This is a genomic window from Methyloprofundus sedimenti (assembly GCF_002072955.1).
Taxonomy (GTDB): Bacteria; Pseudomonadota; Gammaproteobacteria; order Methylococcales; family Methylomonadaceae; genus Methyloprofundus; species Methyloprofundus sedimenti.
On sequence record NZ_LPUF01000001.1, the window covers coordinates 512,008 to 529,383 of the forward strand.

At 41.6% G+C, this 17,376-nt stretch carries 13 protein-coding genes; 7 read left to right on the top strand and 6 right to left on the bottom strand.

Features of this window, described 5'->3' with window-relative positions:
• Window positions 1–481 precede the first annotated feature (481 nt).
• The 6 genes from AU255_RS02130 (at window position 482) to AU255_RS02155 (ending at window position 8,400) form a co-directional block, all read left to right on the top strand.
• Window positions 482–2,194 (top strand): hypothetical protein, encoded by a 1,713-nt coding sequence (locus AU255_RS02130; protein ID WP_080521346.1) that lies wholly within the window; start codon window positions 482–484, stop codon window positions 2,192–2,194.
• 6 nt (window positions 2,195–2,200) lie between these two features.
• The gene (locus tag AU255_RS02135) at window positions 2,201–3,169 is read left to right on the top strand and encodes a glycosyltransferase family 2 protein (RefSeq protein ID WP_080521347.1); all 969 of its coding nucleotides are present in this window, start codon (window positions 2,201–2,203) and stop codon (window positions 3,167–3,169) included.
• Window positions 3,169–3,804 (top strand): class I SAM-dependent methyltransferase, encoded by a 636-nt coding sequence (locus tag AU255_RS02140; RefSeq protein ID WP_080521348.1) that lies wholly within the window; start codon window positions 3,169–3,171, stop codon window positions 3,802–3,804. Before AU255_RS02135 ends, AU255_RS02140 begins: the two co-directional genes overlap by 1 nt.
• A gap of 40 nt (window positions 3,805–3,844) precedes the next feature.
• Window positions 3,845–4,711, top strand: coding sequence for a hypothetical protein (locus AU255_RS02145; RefSeq protein ID WP_080521349.1), 867 nt, complete (start codon window positions 3,845–3,847; stop codon window positions 4,709–4,711).
• 89 nt (window positions 4,712–4,800) lie between these two features.
• Window positions 4,801–5,967: a glycosyltransferase family 2 protein gene (locus AU255_RS02150; RefSeq protein ID WP_198942518.1), complete on the top strand. Its 1,167-nt coding sequence runs from the start codon at window positions 4,801–4,803 to the stop codon at window positions 5,965–5,967.
• A complete protein-coding gene (locus tag AU255_RS02155) occupies window positions 5,968–8,400 on the top strand; it encodes a GtrA family protein (protein WP_080521350.1) in 2,433 nt (810 codons plus the stop codon). It begins immediately after the preceding gene.
• Between the two features lie 332 nt (window positions 8,401–8,732).
• Here the strand turns inward: AU255_RS02155 and AU255_RS02160 are convergent, their stop codons facing one another.
• Genes AU255_RS02160 through gmk form a run of 4 tightly spaced genes read right to left on the bottom strand, consistent with a single transcriptional unit; the run spans window position 8,733 to window position 11,176 of the window.
• Complete coding sequence (locus AU255_RS02160; RefSeq protein ID WP_233144635.1) at window positions 8,733–9,197, bottom strand: hypothetical protein; 465 nt, start codon at window positions 9,195–9,197, stop codon at window positions 8,733–8,735.
• On the bottom strand, window positions 9,188–9,583 hold the full coding sequence (locus AU255_RS02165) for a hypothetical protein (protein WP_080521352.1): 396 nt from the start codon (window positions 9,581–9,583) through the stop codon (window positions 9,188–9,190). The genes AU255_RS02160 and AU255_RS02165 overlap by 10 nt, the downstream gene beginning before the upstream one ends.
• Window positions 9,580–10,533: a cytochrome-c peroxidase gene (locus AU255_RS02170; RefSeq protein ID WP_080523255.1), complete on the bottom strand. Its 954-nt coding sequence runs from the start codon at window positions 10,531–10,533 to the stop codon at window positions 9,580–9,582. The genes AU255_RS02165 and AU255_RS02170 overlap by 4 nt, the downstream gene beginning before the upstream one ends.
• A gap of 28 nt (window positions 10,534–10,561) precedes the next feature.
• Window positions 10,562–11,176, bottom strand: coding sequence for a guanylate kinase (gene gmk, locus AU255_RS02175; protein ID WP_080521353.1), 615 nt, complete (start codon window positions 11,174–11,176; stop codon window positions 10,562–10,564).
• An 85-nt stretch (window positions 11,177–11,261) separates the two neighbouring features.
• Here gmk and AU255_RS19995 point away from each other — a divergent pair, with 85 nt between their 5' ends.
• A complete protein-coding gene (locus AU255_RS19995) occupies window positions 11,262–11,489 on the top strand; it encodes a hypothetical protein (protein ID WP_158083028.1) in 228 nt (75 codons plus the stop codon).
• 498 nt (window positions 11,490–11,987) lie between these two features.
• On the opposite strand, the gene AU255_RS02185 is transcribed toward AU255_RS19995, so the two are convergent.
• A complete protein-coding gene (locus AU255_RS02185; protein WP_080521355.1) occupies window positions 11,988–13,175 on the bottom strand; it encodes an efflux RND transporter periplasmic adaptor subunit in 1,188 nt (395 codons plus the stop codon).
• Window positions 13,176–13,340: 165 nt separating this feature from the next.
• Window positions 13,341–16,436 carry an efflux RND transporter permease subunit gene (locus AU255_RS02190; protein WP_080521356.1) on the bottom strand — a complete coding sequence of 1,032 codons (3,096 nt, stop codon included), beginning with the start codon at window positions 16,434–16,436 and terminating at the stop codon, window positions 13,341–13,343.
• Between the last annotated feature and the right edge of the window lie 940 nt (window positions 16,437–17,376).

Sequence of the window (17,376 nt, forward strand, 5' to 3'; positions counted from 1 at the left end):
ATGTCGGTCGGGTTCTTTGTATCTCAACTTTCTTTGGATTATTTAAATATTATAAAGTGGACTAAAATCAGTTTTAACCAGGCATTAAATACCTATTCAGCCATTAGCAGGTGGGCGCAAAACCTGCTTTCCAGTAGATGCTCCGGTGTTGTTCAGCTTAGTTAAGTGTTGGATTTTTGTGAGATGATTAAATTTTTATTTTGCTTTACTTAGGCTTTATTGACTGTGGTTGAAAGCACAGAAAAGCTATCCCGCTTTGCTTATAAATATTATTAAACAGTCCTCATGCTCGTTGATTACAAAAAGAGTTTTTTGTGTTGTGTGTTGATAGTTTGATATCACGAGTATGCATCACGAGCCTTTAATTGATAAGAATCAAGTTGTAATGATTCTTGAGTTAATACAAGAGTGCGATTCATTATATTGAATTAACGACCCGCTAGAGTATTTTTCAGGAAAAATATTTTTATACTTTAATTATATGCCAAGAAATACTATTTTTTATACCCTGCAATTTATTGCTGTAGCAATTCCAGCATCATTAATTTTATATTATGCAATTCACTCTGGCGGGCTCCCTGATAATGATTACTGGGGAGAAATTGGGCAAATTATCAACCGGAAAAACGGTGAGTTGTCGGTTAACTTGCTGGACTGGATTAGGCGTAGTAATGAACATTACACCTTATTGCCAAAAGTAGTTTATGCCGCTAATTTAATTATCACCGGGGGGAATAATATAGGCCTGAGTCTGTTTGCCTGGTTTATGGCACTGCTACAGGTATTGCTGCTCTATCAGTTATTGCCGGTTAAAAAAAAACAATCGTCTGTTTTGTTTACGCTCTTGTTATTTGCTGTTGCAGCTTTTACATTCAGTCCGAGACAGGCTCATAACTGGATTTTAGGCATGAGTGGTGTCGCCTGGATTACGGCTAACTTTTTTTCTATTGCTGCTATTATTGCGCTGCAACGTTATTCAAGGAGTAACAACAGGACTAGTTTCTACTTGATTTTTGGCTTAAGTCTATGCGCTATCGCTACCTATAGCACCAGCCTGGCATTATTTCCTACTCTGATTATTGCAGCATTTTTATATAAATTAAGTCGTCAAGATCAGCTGTCGATTGCTATATTCGGCATAAGTATTTTAAGCCTCTATTTTTTGACTTATAGCACGCCTGCTCATCATCCTGCCATCCAGCAATCAGTGCTTGTGCTGGCGACTTATATATTCAGTTTTATCGGTGCTTTATTTACACTGGAATTGAATTATGCATTGATTAGCGGTATTTTTGGTGTAGTAAGTTCGCTGGTTATGATTGCCTGTATTTATCATAAAAAAACTTACTGGTTTGCTATTATTCCGTGGATTAGTATTCAGCTTTATGTGTGCGGCAATGCTGCGATGGCTGCACTTGCACGTTCTGGCTTTGGTTTAGAACAGGTATTCGCTTCTCGTTATGGAAGCCTGCCAGCATTATTCTGGCTGGCCTGGATTATGGTGGCGCTGACTTTTTGTTTGCAGCAGCGTGCAATTTATCGCCAGTTTTCTCTGGTTATTTTATTAGGTATCAGTAGTTTCCTTATTTTTAACACCTATCGGGTCGGGCAATTTGTTGCTGAACCTTTGTTGAAACGTGCAGCACAAAAGTCATTGTCACTTGCCTCTATATACTCCCGTGCTATTGATATTGAATTGATTAATGCAACAGGCCTGCCGCTTATTTCATATCAGAAAATGGAATCGATTACCAGAAGGCTTGCTGTTGCTGAGCATATTCCTTTTAATGGTTTATTTGCGCAGTGCCCTGAAGTAGGCAGCAAGGTTAACAATATTCAGCTCGCTGGCACTGAACAATTCCAGGGTGTTTTTGATCATGTAAGATTGCGCAATGATCAGATTATTGAAGCTCAAGGCTGGGCTTATGATAACGGCTCTGATCCAGGCTGTATTGTATTAACCAATCAGGATAATATTGTAAGAGGTGTTGCTATTTATGGGTTTGATCGTCCTGATGTTGCCCAGGCTATACCTGCTATAAATAAGGATCATACCGGCTGGCAGGGCTACGGAAAAGTGCATATGCATGATAATATAGTTAAAGTTTATATGCTGACAGCACAGGGATATTGGTTACCATTAAACGGAAGTTTTCAAATACTTCGCCAACCTCTTGAGTTTCAAAAAATATAAACCCACATGAAGTCATCAAATAGCAGTGCATTATTTTTAAGCTTTGTCATTCCAGTCAAGGATGAAGTGCAGACCCTGGCAGGCTTATATCAAGGTATCAGTGATGCATTAAAACAAAGGGATAAAGACTTGCGTTTTGAAGTTATTTTTATTGACGATGGCAGTACGGATGGTTCCTGGGCAGAAATGACCCGCTTGACCGAGCAATACCCAGATGCGATTAAAGCAATAAAACTGCGCCGAAATTTTGGTAAAGCTTTCGCCTTATCAACGGGTTTTAGTGAGTCTAAGGGCGATATAATTTTTACTATGGATGCTGATTTGCAGGATGATCCAGCAGAAATCCCCAAATTTCTGGATAAAATTGCGGAAGGTTATGATGTGGTGTCAGGCTGGAAAAGCAATCGCCAGGACCCTTTATCGAAGACCCTGCCGTCTAAATTCTTTAATAAAATAACTGCAAAATTGACCGGAGTTTCATTGCACGATTTTAATTGCGGATTTAAAGCCTATAAAAAAGAAGTTTTAGAGGGAATTAAGATTTATGGTGAATTACATCGTTATATTCCGGTTCTAGCGCATGAACTTGGCTTTATCAGCGCTGAAGTCAGTATTAAACACAATAAACGAGAATTTGGCGTCTCCAAATATGGCTGGGAGCGTTATGCGCGAGGGCTACTTGATTTACTGACCGTATTAGCGACTACCCGTTATCTGAAGAAACCGGGTCATTTGTTTGGTGGACTAGGGGTATTATCGGGTATTGTAGGCACAATTATTCTGAGTTATTTGGGAATACTCTGGTTGATTGACGATAGTCCTATCGGTACTCGCCCTCTTTTTGCTGTCGGTATTTTAATGGTTATTCTTTCTATCCAGATGATTTCTATTGGAGTATTAGCAGAACTGATTACCCGGCATAGCGACTCGGGACCAAGCGATAGTGCGATAGCAGATAAGCGAGGGTGTAGCTAATGGCAAAAACACCCCTTATTGAAGAGGGCCTGGTTGTGGGAACCGGCTCGGATAAATACGAAACTAAAAACCCTTTAGCACAATACCTTTTGCGTCAATTTGATAAGAGTATTGCCGAGCTGGTCAATTTGGCCAGGCCCGATTCAATTTTAGAAGTCGGTTGCGGGGAAGGGCATGTAACGGATATTTTATTAAAAAATTCTACAGCAAATATTCAGGCACTGGATATTTCTCAAACTATTGTTGATATTGCCAGGGACGCAATTGATTCAACTCGCGTTGATTTTCAGCAATTTAATATTTATGATCTGGCAGAGAAAGATATCGCCGATTTAGTGGTTTGTTGTGAGGTTTTAGAGCATTTAGAAACCCCGGAAACGGGTTTATTAAGGCTTGCTGAGAAAGCGGCGCCTTATGCCATTATCAGTGTTCCTCGCGAGCCGTTGTGGCGTCTGTTAAACTTTATGCGTGGTGCACATGTAAGCAACTTAGGGAATAGCCCCGGGCATATACAGCACTGGTCACAAAAAGCATTTATACAATTTGTCGAAACGCAGTTTGAAATTGTCAGCGTCAAAGCACCACTACCGTGGACGGTATTGTTGCTTAAATCCAGACAATTTAATAATTCCTGATACATTGTTAAAGAAAATACTCACCACTTTTGGCTCAGTTGTGGCAATTATTTCCCTGGGTTTTGTTGGGGTGCAATTATCCGAAAACTGGGATAAAGTCGGTGCCTATCAATTCACTTTTGCTTCACTTGCCGGTTTATTGTTAGGCGCGGTTGTCTATGCTGGCGCCTGTTTTTTTCTATCATCTGCCTGGTATCAGATTCTTAGTGCAATAAGTTCACATTCATTGTCGGTAAAACTTTTACGTTCGATTTATGCACGTAGTCAGATTGCGAAGTATATTCCAGGTAATGTTATGCACATTGCAAGTCGGCATATCATGCTCAATCGTCTTGGAATAAGTCATAAGCCACTTGCTGTGGCCAGTTTAGCTGAAATGATAGGTTTAGTATCGGCTGCCGTTACTTTTGCCATTATTGGTGGCACATTGTACGATTTATGGGGGGAGTATCTTAAGCCGCAACTACTTTATATAGGTCTGGCGGTCATTGCCATGCTCCTGGTGTTACTGCCTTTAATTCGTATTGCATGCCTGAAGTATATTCCTGCAAGCCATGACCTTTTAAAGAAGCCACGATTACAAGGGGCTCTGTTTCGAGCTTACCTGGAATATTTATTGTTTTTTGCGCTTGCCGGTGCGATTCTGGTGGCTCTGGTTTTTCAATTAGATGGATATGTCAGCTCAAATAGTGTCTTTGCTATTCTTGCCAGCTTTGCTATTTCGTGGTTAGCTGGATTTATTACCCCAGGCGCACCTTCAGGGATTGGTATTCGAGAAACTATTCTGGTGGTGTCGTTAGATAAAATTTTACTCGCTGGAAACGGAGCATTAATTGCGATCTTATTCAGGTTTATGACCGTAAGTGGGGATGTGTTGTTTTTTATCATTGCTGGCGGACGTAAGTAAAAATAATAGAACCTTGCTGTGTGAAGCAGAGAATAATCTTTGTATAATGCTTTATGTAGAAAATTTAACAACATAATCAGGAATTTGATGTGGAATTGACAATTTTAATGCCTTGCTTGAATGAGGCGGAAACGCTCGCCGTTTGTATAGAAAAGGCAGACTCTTTTATTAAGCAAAATAATATTGTTGGTGAAGTTGTCATTGCTGATAATGGCAGCACCGATGGTTCGATAGATATTGCCGAATCATTAGGTGCTAGAGTCGTGCATGTTCCTACACGAGGTTATGGTGCGGCTTTACAAAAAGGCATAGAAGAGGCTAAAGGTGAGTTTGTTATCATGGGTGATTCCGATGACAGTTACGATTTTAGCAATTTAATGCCATATGTAGAGCAGTTACGTGCGGGTTATGATCTGGTTATGGGCAATCGCTTCAAAGGAGGTATAGCTAAAGGGGCGATGCCTTTTTTACATAAATACTTAGGCAATCCAGTACTCAGTTTTCTGGGACGTTTGTTTTTTAAAATTCCGGTAGGGGATTTTCATTGCGGCTTGCGCGGTTTTCGACGCGATTCTGCGCTTTCATTAGGCCTGACTACGCCAGGTATGGAATATGCCAGTGAATTAGTCGTTAGAATGGCTTTGGCAGGCGGTTCAATCAAAGAAGTACCAACAACGCTATCTAAAGACGGTCGTAGTCGTCCGCCGCATTTAAATACCTGGCAAGATGGCTGGCGTCATTTGCGATTTTTGCTGATGTTCAGTCCTCGCTGGCTGTTTTTTTATCCTTCCCTTTTTATTCTTTTGCTTGGGGTCATATTAACCGTTTTATTGGCGCCAGGGGCAGTCAGTATTACACCAAATATTACTCTGGATATTCATAGCATGATTGTCGGTTGCTTTTGTGTGCTGGTGGGCCTGCAAGGTGTTTCCTTTGCCATTGTTGCCAGGCGCTATGCTGCTTTACGTGGCTTTTTACCGTTTACCAATCAAGTTCGTTATCTGGTAGATGCAGTCACTCTTGAGCGCGTACTGATTGTAGCGGCAGTCTTTTTTATTGGTGGTCTGGGTGGTTTAGCCTATTGTGTTAGCAACTGGTTTTCCGTGCACCTTGGAGCACTCGAGTATGGAAGTCTGGTGCGCGTATTGATGCTTGCGGGAACTTCTGTCGCGATTGCAGTGCAATTAGCATTTACCTCCTTTCTAGCTGAAATTCTGGAAATTAAAAGTAATAATTCATACCAAAAAGTTAGCTGAGTGATTGAATTAAACTGGAAAACGGTACGCTTTATTGTGGTGGGCATTTTGGGTGCGCTGGTCTATTTTATATGCAGCTATTTATTTTTGACCTATACCCGATTACCCGCCTTCCTGGCAAGCTTGTTTGCCTATGCCTGTTCATTTGGATTTGCCTATCTGGGTCAGAAATTATGGGCATTTCGCTCTGTTTCTCCACATAAGGTAACTTTATTTCGTTATGCTGTATTGCAACTGAGTTGCGCAACTTTCGCGGCTACTTTTACGCAGGTATTTGTCTCTTATACTGACTTATCACCTTTGTTGTTATCAGGTCTGGCTACAATGTTTACCAGTGGTATAAGCTATATTGTTTCTTCTTGCTGGGTGTTTGCCGATGCTTCAGAGCAGGAGGTTGCAATAAGGGCATCGTCTGACAAGCCAGGGTATAAATCAGTGTCGTCAGTATTTCTTATACAAAATCACTGGCGAGTAATGCTATTGATGTCGCTATGGTTAGTTGCTTGTACTCTGTTTAGCTACTTATATTATTACCTGCCCTGGAGTGTCAATTTATATGCCGGGCATGATGATGCATTGTTTGTTGGTCTTGCTAAATTTTTAGTTGCGGGGCATTGGTTAGGCCCTTATTCGCAATATACTTTAATGAAAGGCCCGGGGTATCCTTTATTTTTGGCATTGACTCATATACTCGGCTTGCCATTATATTTATTAGCAGCTATTTTGCATTGCATTGCGGTCAGTTTTTTTGCCTGGACTCTGTATCGACTTAGTCAGTCGCGCATCTTGTCTATATTGCTATTTGTCCTGTTATTATTACTACCATTGGTTATTTCCAGTGGCCGAATTATTCGCGATCAGATTTATCCCGATCAATTTTTATTGGGTTTTTCCGCATTGATTTTTAGTTTGTTTATTGCCAATACCTTTGTTAAACGGAGCATTACTGCGTTTATAGCTGGACTGGTGCTTGCATGGCTTTGGCTAACGCGCGAAGAGGGCGTCTGGATCTTACCTTCTGTTGTTTTGCTGACCGTTTTTGCGCTTTGGCAATTCTGGCGTAATAAATGCTTTAAACAAGGCATAGTAAGCTCTGTGTTAGTCGTTATTCTGAGTTTTTCCAGTGTACATATTGTTTTTCAATTTATAAATTGGCGGGCTTATGATCGCTTTATAGGACTTGATATCAAGGAAAAAAACTTTAAGGCGGCATTATCTGCATTACAAAATGTGCGTGTCGGTGAAGCCATTTCTCATGTACCTGTTTCTCAGGCGGCAATGTTAGCTATTTATAACGTCAGTCCTGGTTTTTCAGAATTGCGACATTTTTTTGATATAGACGGAATCGGTTGGCGTGATCATGGCTGTGGTTCTTACCCGTGGGCTTGCGGTGAAATTGCCGGCGGCTGGTTTATCTGGGCATTAAGGGAGGCTGCTGCTAGTAAAGGTTATTATCAGACGCCCACAAAGGCAGCGGATTTTTTTGCTAGAATCGCAAGAGAAGTTAATCAAGCCTGTACAGATCAGCGGTTAAGTTGTAGCAACAGTCTCAGCGCTTATATGCCCGAGATTTCCCAGCGAGATATTGATAAAGTTCCTGAAACTTTAGAGCAGTTACTTGATATGTTATTACTGAGTAATTTTTCTGCAAATAATATGCGTTTGCACTCAGCAATTGAGGGGGACTTTTCAGGTAAACGGTCGGTAATGGATTTTTTACATAGTCAGGATCGTTTTTTCCTGGACGAACAAGGCGTTGAGATTTTTGGCCGATATACAGCTATTAATGAGAATAATGAAGATTTAGATTTTTTAATAGCAAATAAACAAGGGCAACCTTCTGTCTATACCCTGAAACAGCTGTCTTCTAGAGCAGATATGCTTGGTTTCTACCCATTTGTTATGCAAACTCCTTGTTTAAAGGAGTGCAGTCTTTCGATTAGTGTTGGCGGGCAGGAAAAGTTTCATGAGTTTATTCCTGATCATGATCAAGTATTTAAACAAGCACAAGCGATTACGATAGGTAACTTGCAGGTTTTTTTTGAAAAAGTAGTCAGTGGTAAAAGGCAGTATACGGCTGTGGTAGGTGCAGGTGAAAAGGCAACACTGAAGGTTCGGCAGATGTTGTTTGAGGCCTTTAAGTTGATATTTCCAATATTACTATCATTGGGCTTAATTGCATTTTTTGTGCTCACAGTCTTGGCTTTTAAACAGCGACATTTTTCAGTTTTATTTGTACTCAGTGCCGCGCTATGGGGTGCGGTACTGGCCCGATTAACTATTTTATTTTTAGTGCATATCAGTTCATTTCCGGCTTTGGAAAAGTTATATTTTATGCCCGTTTACAGCTTGGTAATAATTGCTGCGGTGATCAGTTTATATTTATTGATTGAGTGGCTACGAACTCGTCCCGAACCAGAAATATTAACTTGAAAAAAGCTGTTCTCATTTAATGTGCTAAGGAGGCAAAAAGGCCTTTTCCTCAGAATGTGTAAACATTCAGCTGGGCTTAGATTTTTATTGAGAGCATTAAGATACTTAGCCCATCGTGGTTGCTTCTAGTGCTGAGGCTAAATTGAAAATATTTATTCTGTGGATTTAAAAGGAAACCTGATTACCCATGAGTTTCCGCCAAGTTAAAACAACCAACTACTGAGTACGTCATTCCTGCATGCTCTTAGCAGGAATCTAACCAACAAGGAATAGATTCCCGATAAAAGACCTCGGGAATGACGCGTTATATTAAGTGTTACTGTCACTTCACCCTAATTTGGCGGAGGCTTCTGGGTAATCAGGAAAGGAAATGAAAAAGAGGCCATTAGACGAACAAACAACAAAATTACACCAACAATGAGAAAAATAATTGAGATATAAAACCCTTTTCTCATTGTTCCGGTTTTGCCCAGAATCGATTGCAAATCAGCAATATACAGTGTAAGTAAAACATGCGATTGCTCCGTAACAACAGCATTGAACATATTGCTTAATAGGCTATTTAACTTATGCCGGTGGTCAATAATAATTTGAGCATGTTTTAATAATAACCTAAGCTGTTGTTTGGTTTTAGTGTTTAAAGTTACATTGACTGAGTCATTTTTAATGGTCTCGATCATTCCTGGTAGTTCAGACGGGTAGGACGAGTTGGTGCTTACATCTGATATGATAATGTTATGTTCCAGATTATTTAACTGCTCGATTAAATTATTAGTCTGACTTTGTTTTAGTAGCAGCTGTAATTGCGTGCTAGCTTCGGGGAAAAAAGCAGGGAATTTCGGTAAATCGCATGCAAACTTTTAAATTTTTCTGCCTCATTACTAAAGCTTAGTACCGACCTATTTAGCGCAATGCTCTCTGGCGTATCTAGTGAAAGTTGTTGTGTGAGCCTGGTTAAGTTTTGCTGAACAAGCGTAACATGGTCATAATCAATATGTTCTCCCCTGGAAACCTGGATAATAGCTTTACATAATAGAGAGGCTTGCTCATTAATATTCCAGATCAAATCCGTGTTTTTTTGATAATTCTTGTAGTCGACCTGGGCAAGGGAATAAAAACTTGTGGCTGATATTAGCATGGTCAGTATAAAGAGTAGAGGCAGGGCTTTTTTTACTCTATTCATAAAGCAGTGTTTTGATATTGCCCAGTCAAGGTTTTAAGAAATAAAACAATTTTATTGATATCTTGTTGATTCGACGCTCGACCGAGTTGGTAGCGCATCATGATTGCTGTTGCATCTGCTAATGTTTTTGTGGAGCCATCATGAAAGTAAGGTGCTGTTAAATCAATATTTCTTAAACTCGGAACTTTAAAAACATATTTATCCTGCTCATTTTGAGTTACCTGGAAACGACTTAAATCGGCAGCAGTGATATGACCTCTATCTGCAAAATAATCCCCCATCACACCAAAGCGTTGGTATAGATTACCTCCGACTGCAACTCCCTGATGGCAAGAAATGCAACCATATTGCTTAAAAAGTCTATATCCTTCAAGCTCCTCGGTTGTTAATACGTTGGGATTGTTTTTTAGGTATAAATCAAAACGGCTATTCGACGTGAGCAGGCTTTCTTCAAATTTCACCAGTGCAGACTTGATATTGATAATAGTTAGCCCCGTCGTAAATGCTTGATTAAACTGTGCTATGTAAAAAGGGTCCTGCTCTAGTTTGGATAGAACTTCAGCCCATGAGCTATTCATTTCTATAGGATTGCTGATTGGGCCATCTATTTGATTCAGTAAATCTGCAGCACGCCCATCCCAGAACTGGCGAAAGTTAAGCGAACTATTAAACACAGTAGGTGAGTTAATCAGGCCCTTGTTACCATTAACACCACTTGAGACAACTTGACCATCTGCGCCACCATATTTTAGCGAATGGCAGCTAGCGCAGGACAGCTGGTTATTTTCTGACAGACGAACATCATTGAACAGCAGGCGGCCTAATTCGACTTGATCAGGAGCACTGATAACAGGATCGGGGATGGGTTTTATCGGTTCATTTAACAGCGGTTTTGCGAGAGCAAAACGACAAACTAGAACAAGTAATAAGCTTGTTAAAAAGTTTGCCATAGTGAGGTGGAGGGACATGGAAAATTTATTAAACGAGTAAATCGACTAATAGCACCTTTAACTTTTCTTGTTGTCTCTGAATATTTAATCTGTTTGCCAGGATAATTGATTTCAATTCTGTTAATGCGGTATTAAAATCATCATTGACTATCAGGTAGTCATACTCTGCGTAATGACTCATTTCATTTACTGCATCCTGCATACGGCGGTCAATAACAGCCTCGCCATCTTGCCCGCGCTCTTTTAATCGGCGGCGCAAAACTTCTGTGGAAGGCGGCAATATAAATATACTGATGCTATCAGGAAGTATGCGCCGGATTTGTTCTGCACCCTGCCAGTCTATTTCTAAAATAACATCTTTACCGCTATTCAGGCTTTGTTCAACTGAGCTTTGAGCCGTGCCATAAAAATTATCAAAAACCTGCGCGTATTCAAGAAAAGCTTGTTGATGAATCATTTTTTTGAATGTATCAACTGAGGTGAAAAAATAGTCAATAGCGTCAATTTCACCAGGCCTCCGGGCGCGAGTGGTGTGAGAAACAGAGACTATCAGTTTATCCATATGAGGGATAAGTTTCTTGATTAAACTGGTTTTACCTGCACCAGAAGGTGCCGAGATAATAAAAAGTTTACCTTTGTTCATGTTGCTGCCTTTACTCTATACTTGAATCCGTGATATTTTCGTAACGGAATTTATTTATTATTGTCTGGTTTTTATACAGTTTAATGTGCAAAAAAGGAATGCTAAAAACGTCTGTGTGAGTTTGAATATAAGATTTTCTACAACTTTATACTTAGCGCAACAAAACAGTTGTAACATTGCTACTGTAATCTTGGCATTAAACGGCCAGGTAATCAATAAAATTGAGTTAAATGAAGGCAATCAAAAAGTCGTCATTCGCTGTGAAGGAGATAAACGCAGTTCGGTTATTGATCCATTATCCACAAAACCGTGAAACGGAGTATAGTCACCCGGCAGGTCACAAGCATTTATGATCATTATATTTTATATTCAGTCACTTATTGTGCTTTAAAACGGTCAACGGCGGTTTCCAGAATGATTGGAATTAAAAGGAGGAATCAATAGATTGGTTAAAGCTCATGCAAGAAATACCGGTGGGCGGTTGCTTTTGCTGGATCGAAATTGAAATAGCCCAAAAGAATCTTGGAGTCTATATGAACGGCGTGTGGAATATTGCCCTTTTGTAGACAAAGGCAGTTACTATGCGCATCGTTTCTGTCAATTGATCAGTGGTTTTTGTCGACGCACGAGTAAAAACACATTTAGCTTTATGCTGAGAAAACACTAAAAACGTTGATAAAATCTATTTGCACATTATGCTGTCTGGGCTTTATCCGGAAAAGCTCTAGTGGCTCGATGAGTGCAATCTTTGGTCTGTTCGGATGACCTGACTTTGACTATATTGAGGGCAGCCTCGCCAACAATTATTTTCTTAGGGCTTGCTATCGTCGGCCTTGACAGGCTGCACCAGGATACCCGGTTTTTTTATTTTCTGTAGGCCTTGAGATATCACCTGTTCTCCATTTTTCAGTCCTTTTTTTATCACCCAATAGTGTTTATAAGCAAAATCTTTTTTGACCATTCGTTGTTCTACCTTATTATCTTTGCTCAGGACATAAACAAAACTGCCCTGCTGCGTTTCCAATAGAGCGGTTTGCGGTATCAGCAATGCATTGGGAAGTTTGCCTACAGTCAGATTTAAAGGTACATACTGCCCTGGTATCAACATCAATCCCAGATTGTTTTGATCGTTTGGGTTTATTTTTCGATTGGGAAATATAGCTCTTGTCGCCATTGTATCGGTCTCGGGGTTATAGCTGGCACTGGTATAATCAACATGCCCCTGTTCAGGGTATATTGCCCCGTTAGGCAGAATCAATGTGCCGGTAATATCACTGCGTTTTTTTGGCCCCAGACCCTCATTTGACAATTCCTGAACTGTATAGGAATCGCGTCGGCTCACGTTGAAATCGACGTAAACTGGATTAAGCGAAGTCAAAGTCGTTAAATCAGTTTCCTGGGCGGTCACTATGGCGCCTTCATAGACCTGAGTTTCCTGTATCCAGCCGTCAAATGGTGCCACTATGAGGCAATATCCCAGATTTAGTGCAGCCTGTTCAATATCTGCTTTGTCTTTGTCTACTGAAGCAGCATACATTTTTTGCTTGGCGTCAGTGGCATCCCGTTTTTCTTTGGAAACAAAACCTTTTTTCGCCAACTCGTTATAACGTGCGAGTTCAAGGTTCCAGAACGCCAGACTGGCCTGATCTTTTTTCAACTGTGCATTGGCAGCATTCAGTTGTGCCTGAAACGGCCGCGGATCAATTTGATACAAAGGGTCGCCGGTTTTTACTTCAGTGCCTTCTACAAACAGACGCTGTTCGATATAACCCGAAACTTGCGGCTTGATAACCACATCTTTGTTAGCTTTGACGGTACCAGAGAACTGCACGATGATCGGTACAGTCTGCTGCAGAACCGGGGCAGCAACGACTTTTGGTGGCGGTGGCGGCACTTGTTGCTTATCTTTACCTCCGCAACCGGATAGCAGCGATATTGTCAGCATAATGCCGGTCAGTATGTTCAGGCCGCTGTAATTGCTATAGAGATGTTTAGGCATTGTACTCACCAGAGTTCCAGAGTTTAATATAGTGTATATATACAGGCTGGACAAAAATAGTCATTTAATCCGCCATGTAATAATTTAAGATGCTGTACCAGCACTCAAGCAGGATAACGCAGGAAAAATCTTGTTTTATCCTGAAGCAGCGTAAAATAACGCTGATCACGATGATTTTCGCTCCCGAAGACGCTCGATGATAACATAAAACAAAGGCACAAAAATGATCAACACAGTCGCCAGTGTTAAACCACCCACTACGGCTGTCCCCAATGAACGGCGAGCGTTAGCTCCTGCGCCACTGGCTAAGACCAGTGGCATCAAGCCGAGAATAAAAGCAAAAGCGGTCATTAGGATCGGGCGCAGACGGATTCGCGCAGCTTCCTTCGCCGACTCCAGAATGCCCATGCCATTATCATGCAAATCCTTGGCAAACTGCACGATCAAAATGGAATTCTTGGCTACCAGCCCGATCAGCATTACCAGACCGATCTGACCATAAACATCAAGATTCATATCGCGCAGTGCCAAAGCTCCGATAGCTCCCAGCAAACCCAAAGGGATCGCCAGCAAAATCATGATCGGCATGGACCAGCTTTCGTATTGCGCCGCCAGCACCAAAAAGACAAAAATTAACGACATGGTAAAAACCACCGGAGCAAGGTTGCCGGCCTCCTTTTGCTGGTAAACCATGTTGGTCCATTGATAACCGAAACCCTTCGGTAAATAGTCCGCCGCCAGTTGCTCCATTACCACATTTGCCTGTTCCGAACTATAACCCGGCGCGGCGCCTCCGTTAATCTGTACCGAACTGTATTCGTTGTAATGTGGAATATTATAGGGTCCGACGATGGAGTTGATTGTCACAAATGCGCTGAGTGGAATCATATCTCCATCCTTGTTGCGTACCTGCAATTGAGTGATATCATACTCACGAAACCGGGCATCCTTTTCCGCCTGCAGATATACCCGGTACACCCGGCCATATTTATTGAACTGGTTGACGTATAGCGACCCCAGATTTATCTGCAGGGTATTGAAAATATCGTCTAAATCAACACCCCTGGTCATGGCTTTTACCCGGTCCACTTCGATAAAACGTTGGGGTACTTCTGGATCATATGTAGTGTAAACACCTGCCAGCTCCGGTTTTTCATGTGCTTTGGCAATAAATTGCCGAACCACCTTGGTCATTTCTTCGACTCCAAGGCTGTTAAGATCTTGAATTTCAAAGTTAAAGCCGCCGGTGGAACCCAGGCCAGGAATCGGTGGCGCATTGGCTACCATAATCACAGCTTCGGGAAGCTCAGAGACTTTTGCCCGAAGGTGTGCCATGATCGCCTTAAGCTGGGTATCCTTGCTCTTGCGTTGATCATAGGCATCCAGAACTACAAAAAAAATCCCTGCGGCAGGATCCTGGATTCCATCGATCAGATCATAACCATCAATTTCTATGCTGTGGCTAACTCCGGGAACTTCTTTGGCAATCTCCTCTATCTTGCGCATTAATTGTTGAGTGCGTTGAAAAGAGGCTCCAGAAGGTAACTTAGACATGATAAAAAGGTAACCCTGATCTTCTTCGGGGACAAATGCGGCTGGAACCGACCAGAAAAGTACTAAAGATAGTGCGCACAACCCAAGAAATGCTATTACCACCAGCCCCCATAATCTGACCAGGGTTTCGACAGCGTTGGCATAGGTATTGGCCAGTTTATCGAAAGCCCGGTTGAAGGCACGAAAAAAAGCATGTTTCTCGCCTGTTTCAGGACGCAGAAAAACTGCTGCCAACGCCGGACTCAAGGTTAAGGAGTTGAAACCGGATAACCCCACTGATATGGCGATGGTCAAGGCAAATTGGTTATACAACTGGCCGGTCATCCCGGGAATGAATGACACCGGAATAAATACTGCCATCAATACGATTGTTGTCGCTATAATCGGCCCGCGTACTTCGGACATGGCCAACTCGGTGACTTTTTGCATATCTGTTGCACCGTTCTCTAAATGTCGGTTGACGTTTTCCACAACCACAATCGCATCGTCAACTACCAATGCAACCGCTACTACCAGCCCCAGTAAACTCAGGGTATTGATGGAAAAACCGAACGCAAGCATAAACGCCAGGGTACCGATTAGCGATACCGGAATCGCAATCGTAGGAATGAGTGTGCTGCGAAAATTCTGTAGAAAAAGAAACACCACCAGCATTACCAGAACAATGGCTTCTAACAGGGTTATCAACACTTCCCGGGTCGACTCATCAATAAAACGGGTGGTATCGTAGTGCACATCCCATTGCATATCTTCCGGGAAATGTTCAGCCAGATCGTTCATTGTGGCACGTACTTGCTTGGCGATATCAATGGAATTGGCATTGGCCAGCTGATATACGGCGATAGCTGCGGTAGGGCCTCCATCAAGATGAGTGGACCAGGTATAATCCTCGGAGCCGAGCTCTACTCTGCCCACATCTTTGATCCTGACCACAGTTCCATCCGGATTGGCGCGAATCACAATATTTTCGAACTGTTCCACATTGTCCAGACGCCCCAGAGCATTAAGCTGAAATGCAAATGTCTGGCCGATCGGGGCCGGTGGATCCCCCAACTTACCAGCCGCGACCTGGTTATTCTGTTCCTTTATCGAGTTTTCCACGTCCATTGCAGTCATCCCCATATTGGCCAGACGCTCTGGATCTAGCCAGATACGCATTGCATATTTACGCAGGCCAAAGTTATTGATCGACGCCACCCCTTCAATACGAGCCAGTCGGTCGGTGATATGGATATCGGCATAATTTTGCAGATAAGCTTGGTCGAGACTTCCTTTGGGGGAAGTCAAGTTGACGATCAGAACAATATTGCTGGACTGTTTGGTAATGGTCAGCCCTACCTGATTGACTTCGGGCGGCAGCTGCGACAGCGCCTGATTGCTGCGTGTCAACGCCTCCATCTGAGCGATGGATTGATCATATCCAACCTTGAAAGTCATGGTAATGATGGCATCACCATTGTTGGTGCTGTTAGAGGACATGTAAATCATCCCCTCGGCTCCGTTAAGCTGTTGCTCCAGCGGGGTCGTCACGGTTTTTGCAACGACATCTGAACTGGCACCGATATATTGCGTGGATACCTGTATCTGCGAAGGGACTAGCGGTGGATATTGGGCAATCGGTAATACCAGCATACTGATTATACCGGCCAGGATCATCATCAAGGCAATAGCGGCGGCAAAGATGGGGCGTTTGATAAAAAAATTCATTTCCGGCTGCTTCCTGATTGCTGATGATTCATTCGATTATAACGGGCATGGCTGACAGGCACTTTAAATTTTTACCAACCTAACCATTGATCCCGCTTTGTTTGTGCAAAATAGTATAGAGCATATATTTGTTTAATAGGCAATCAAAGGAGCAGCCAGTAATGCTGTTAACAATCAGTTAAATAATATATAAATCAATATTATATAGATACATATCTAGCTTGAAAACTGATCTTGCGCTAATAAATAATAGCTCACAAAAAAGATTTATTAAAAATTGTACCTTTAAAATAGCTGGTGGTACACGCAAAATATGCCCTGGTAAGGGGGATTTTATTGATACAGCCTATTAAAATACTACTCTATATTTTGTACTTGAATATTGATTGACGTATTAACCTATTGTTTTAATTTAAGTTAATTTGTCGGTTATATTTTTTGGTACACGCCTTGGTACACGTTTTTAATGAGTGCCTAATTAATTTGCTGATACAAGATAGCTTAGAATTTTAATTTGAACAAACAATTTATTCATAATAACTTTGGCATCTATTGCCACCAGATTGAAGACACAAAAAAACCGCATTGAAATTAGCGGCTATGTTTCTGTGTATTAAAATGTTGTACGCTAAATCTCATAACCAAAACGGACTTTCAAGTCCGTTTTGACCATCTCAATAAACTTACTATGTGGCTTTTGTTGGGTGGCATTTCACACACTAAATTAATTTGTGTCCTTCCAGGCGGACGGTTGATTGCATAACCAAATACGACTTTCAAGTCGCATTAGCAATAGATAATAGTTTTCAATTCTGAGTCAATATCCAAATATGCATCCGGGTGCACATTTGACAAAAGCCTAGCCTATCTTAGTGCGCTTTCCAGATAATTTGCGTTGCCGAGAATTCGGCCGCGTTAACGTTTCTAAGATGCTGAGATA

Bases quoted from the DNA above. Each gene is read 5' to 3' on its own strand.
- AU255_RS02185 (WP_080521355.1), bottom strand. From the start codon at position 13,175: ATGCCTAAACATCTCTATAGCAATTACAGCGGCCTGAACATACTGACC.
- AU255_RS02130 (WP_080521346.1), top strand. From the start codon at position 482: ATGCCAAGAAATACTATTTTTTATACCCTGCAATTTATTGCTGTAGCA.
- gmk (WP_080521353.1), bottom strand. From the start codon at position 11,176: ATGAACAAAGGTAAACTTTTTATTATCTCGGCACCTTCTGGTGCAGGT.
- AU255_RS02165 (WP_080521352.1), bottom strand. From the start codon at position 9,583: ATGAATAGAGTAAAAAAAGCCCTGCCTCTACTCTTTATACTGACCATG.
- AU255_RS02190 (WP_080521356.1), bottom strand. From the start codon at position 16,436: ATGAATTTTTTTATCAAACGCCCCATCTTTGCCGCCGCTATTGCCTTG.
- AU255_RS02170 (WP_080523255.1), bottom strand. From the start codon at position 10,533: ATGGCAAACTTTTTAACAAGCTTATTACTTGTTCTAGTTTGTCGTTTT.
- AU255_RS02135 (WP_080521347.1), top strand. From the start codon at position 2,201: ATGAAGTCATCAAATAGCAGTGCATTATTTTTAAGCTTTGTCATTCCA.
- AU255_RS02140 (WP_080521348.1), top strand. From the start codon at position 3,169: ATGGCAAAAACACCCCTTATTGAAGAGGGCCTGGTTGTGGGAACCGGC.